The following is a 3,628-nucleotide window of genomic DNA, read 5'->3' on the forward strand; positions in this document are numbered from 1 at the left end:
GCATCGACCTGGTCGATTGCCTAYGACCCSAACGGCAACCGCGTGAGCGTGAGCCTGAACGGTAGCCCGAGCACCTACACGACCGAGGCGACGAGCAACCGGCTGACGAGCATCACGAACCCGGCCAGAAGCTTCGGCTACGACAACGCCGGCAACACGACCAGCGACAGCACGAACTACATGGCGGTCTACGGGCTGAACGGCTCGATCGCGAGCATCACGAAGGCGAGCGTGACCGGCAACTACGACTACGACGCCGATCGCCGACGCATCCGCAAGGTGACGAGCACGGGCGAGGTGGTGATCTTCGTGTACGACCTGGACGGACAACTGCTGGGCGAATACGACCAGACCGGCAAGGCGCTGCGCGAATATGTGTGGCTGGACAACATCCCGGTGGCGATGTTCATGCCGGACCCGGCCAATGCGAGTGACCCGAACGCTGCGCCGCTGGTGTTCTACATCCATGCGGATCACCTGAACGCACCGCGCATCGTGGTGGATCAAACAGGAGCCAAACGCTGGCGTTGGCTGGCCGAGCCGTTCGGCACAAYGGCGCCGGAGACGAATCCCGACGGGCTCGGGGTCCTCACGCAGAACCTGCGGTTCCCGGGACAGTATGCGGATGCGGAGAGCGGGCTTTGGTACAACTTTGCGCGCTACTACGCGCCGGATGGAGGAGCCTATCGGCAATCCGACCCTATCGGGCTTGCCGGGGGCATCAACACCTACGCCTACGTCGAAGGCAATCCGCTCACCTACATCGATCCGAACGGGCTTCAGGCATACATGTGCGAGAGCGCAGGGCTATCTGCTTGGTGCCCTAAGCCGAAACCCCCTTGCGCTTGTCCGAAGCCCCCCCTCGCACCACCTGGGGTGTGTGTCAATGACAACATTGAAATCGCAAAGGCTTGCCCGGCTTGGAATCCAGCATGCATGCTGGGGCTATACGAAAATGTAAAGAATCGTGCTCCCTGGGATTACAAGCGTGGAGGGGCGCAATACGAAGACTTCGGAAATTTCAACTTTGGGGCAGTAACAGAAGCCATGGGGGTGTCAGCATTTTCAACGTTCAATGGTGCTGGAATTTATCAACAGCTTCGCGGAGCCAGTGCAGCCGGCAGTGGAATTCCCTTCCTGCGCTGGCCATATGGGGACGATGCCGCGGATGCACTCCAAATTGAACTAGGTCGTCAATACGCAAGGTGCGGGTGCAAATGATGAAAACCATCAAACTTCTCTTGATCGCCGGAATTTCATTTTCGGCAGGGCTGTTGGTTATGTGGCTGTACGCATTGTCAACGTTGGGGGCACATCGGGGTAAACCTCCGGAAAACATGGAAAGAATTAGYGAGATTTCGTCGTCTGACGGGCGCTTTGTCGCTGCGATTGTGGCGCCCAGATTGGACGGGCTAGGTGCTACGGTTTCGCAACCGTATCAGCTCTGGATTACTAGCGCAGATGGAGAGTCTCGTCTCATGCTTGAGGCCGACAAGACAAATGGACTAAAGGTCAATTGGCGGTCGCCTCTGCATCTCGAGGTCTGCTATTCGGAGGCGCAGATTGTTCAGTTTAGAAATAGATTTTTCTCTATTTCAACTTCCGCTGGTTTACCCAGTGGCAGAACGCTGGAAGTAACCCTCCGGAAGGTTTCGGAAGACTCTGATTGTCAAAGATAAAATTGCCGGATTGACGTTCAGTGGCCTATACAAGCTGAACGGCGCGATCGCGAGCATCATGAAGGCGGGAGTGACCGGCAGCTACGACTACGACGCCGAGCCGTCGTATTGCCGCCGAGCAAATCGATATGATGAAGTCGCTAAATCCAAAGAGGGTTGTCATCTCAGTGGTTATCTGGGCATTGCCGGTCGTGTTGGTGGCGATTTTTATCTACCTCAGAAGTTGTGCAGAACATTAGTTGATTCATGGCAACGCGCCCCGAGGATTGCAGTACGGGCGCTTGGAGAGCGGATTCTCGATACGGATCTCAACCTCTTATGCCGCCCGAGTAAATGTTGTCGACAGTGATGAGCGCTGCATCATCTGAAGAACTCCTTGCTCCTGGTCGGTGTCAATGGTAATCGCATGGACCTGAGCCTGAACGGCAACCTGAGCGCGTACGGCGTGGCGGCGGCGGGCAATCCCACTCGAGTCAGTGCATGTATCTGCAAGGAGTGAAATGCCGATGATGTCGTTCGCAATTTTGGGCGTTTGTATTGTTATTTTGTTTTGCATTGCGCTGTTTCGACAATCACAAGGACAGATGCAAGTGCCATTGCCTGAATCGGCAGTCGATAACATGTCGCTTGAGGAAGCCCGAGCGAAGGTCGAAGACTTCATTGCCAAGGGCGAGAAGCTATTCGTCAGTCCAAAAGATGAAACTAGCTTGCTGCCAGAACAACTTGGTCCCGTTACGCGAGAGTTTTTCTCGCGGTACGGCACGCTGAGGTCGCGGAACGGTGGCTTCGAGTTGTCGGCCGACGGCATCAAGTCATCGGAATGCGTTCATGGGTTCTTGACTATTGGGCACAGCGAAGACTGGGATGTCGTGCAGCGGCCGGGTGGCGACGGAGCGTTCGTTGTCGAAGGGTCTGAGGCCAGCGAAACCGACATGCAGGCTTGTTTCCACAGCGTCTATCACTTGACGCTGGATGAGGTCTCGCGGGAATGAGCCAGGAGTAGCTGGAAAATGGATTGCGGGGTCAGAGTGTGAGTGCCGCTAAGCAAGTCTTCTATCGCGCTTGGGACGCACTGCACTACCTTTCCGGGAATGGCAGTTGGACGTTGAGCGAGCATGAGTGCTTGATCGTGAACGCTGCCATTCGACACTTTCCAGAAGATGTACAGAGGCTTCTCGAAGCTCAACTTCATCAAAGGTACTTTGTCGAGCGCATGTCCCAAGGGCGCATCAACGTGCTTCGCTTATACGACGACAACAGCGAGCTGAGAATCCAAGATCCGAGGTTCGGGGACATGCTGGTAGTCGTGAGGCTCAGCGTGGATGGCAATGAACGGGACGCACATGTTGTCTTCTTGCGCGGACACCTGTTCAGCGTTGAATTCCGAGACAAAAGCTCGTTCTACGCCAACCGATCGGTAGAGGTCCGTGACGTCAAGGTCGGAAGCCCAAAGCAGACCTACACGCGAGCGATCGATCGCCTTGAGCATGGCAAGGATGACGGGTCACCAAAGTGATCACCGTGAATCGTACCGACGGTCTTGCCGGCGTGCTGCCTCAATGCAGCGTCGGCTTGCCCGCCCGCCTGCTGCCCGTCTCCGACAACAGCGCATCGAACTCGTCATCCACCGAATCCTTGAACCCGTCGAAGGCGACCGCGTCCCCATCGTCCGTCTCCTCGTCGCCATCGACGAACAAGGTCTCCAGCGCCTGCATGCCGACCGCATGACCGAGGTCCAGCGCGGCGACCGCGTCGCTCGGCTGCTCGATCCATTTCAGCGGGCTCAGCTGCAGCATGCCTTCGGACGACAGCCCGAGCATCCAGCCGTACTCGAGCATCACCGCCTGCTGCATCGCCATCATCTGCTCCACGCGCAAGCCCGCAAGCTCGCGCGCCAGCATCGGCAGCAGCACCTGCGGCCGCACCGCGGTACTCGCGCCGTCATGCTG

4 protein-coding genes and 1 pseudogene are annotated in these 3,628 nt (G+C 57.2%); 4 read left to right on the forward strand and 1 reads right to left on the reverse strand.

Translation table 11 applies throughout. The features are described 5' to 3' along the window. From AC1D01_RS25195 to AC1D01_RS25210, 4 genes are all read left to right on the forward strand, one after another. The coding region (locus AC1D01_RS25195) for an RHS repeat-associated core domain-containing protein (protein WP_477871229.1) at positions 1 to 1,221 on the forward strand (1,221 nt) is incomplete at its 5' end. A 528-nt stretch (positions 1,222 to 1,749) separates the two neighbouring features. Further along, positions 1,750 to 2,028, forward strand: a complete 279-nt coding sequence (locus AC1D01_RS25200) for a hypothetical protein (RefSeq protein ID WP_477871231.1) — start codon at positions 1,750 to 1,752, stop codon at positions 2,026 to 2,028. Positions 2,029 to 2,179: 151 nt separating this feature from the next. Further along, positions 2,180 to 2,671 carry a hypothetical protein gene (locus tag AC1D01_RS25205; protein ID WP_477871233.1) on the forward strand — a complete coding sequence of 164 codons (492 nt, stop codon included), beginning with the start codon at positions 2,180 to 2,182 and terminating at the stop codon, positions 2,669 to 2,671. 137 nt (positions 2,672 to 2,808) lie between these two features. After that, positions 2,809 to 3,195: a hypothetical protein gene (locus tag AC1D01_RS25210; protein WP_477871235.1), complete on the forward strand. Its 387-nt coding sequence runs from the start codon at positions 2,809 to 2,811 to the stop codon at positions 3,193 to 3,195. Positions 3,196 to 3,235: 40 nt separating this feature from the next. Here the strand turns inward: AC1D01_RS25210 and AC1D01_RS25215 are convergent. Beyond that, positions 3,236 to 3,628 (reverse strand): annotated as a pseudogene (locus AC1D01_RS25215) (hypothetical protein); the annotation flags it as partial.

This window comes from Rhizobacter sp. P3_B12 (assembly GCF_056402895.1).

Coding starts and splice junctions, on each gene's coding strand:
- AC1D01_RS25205 (WP_477871233.1), top strand. CDS start 2,180: ATGCCGATGATGTCGTTCGCAATTTTGGGCGTTTGTATTGTTATTTTG.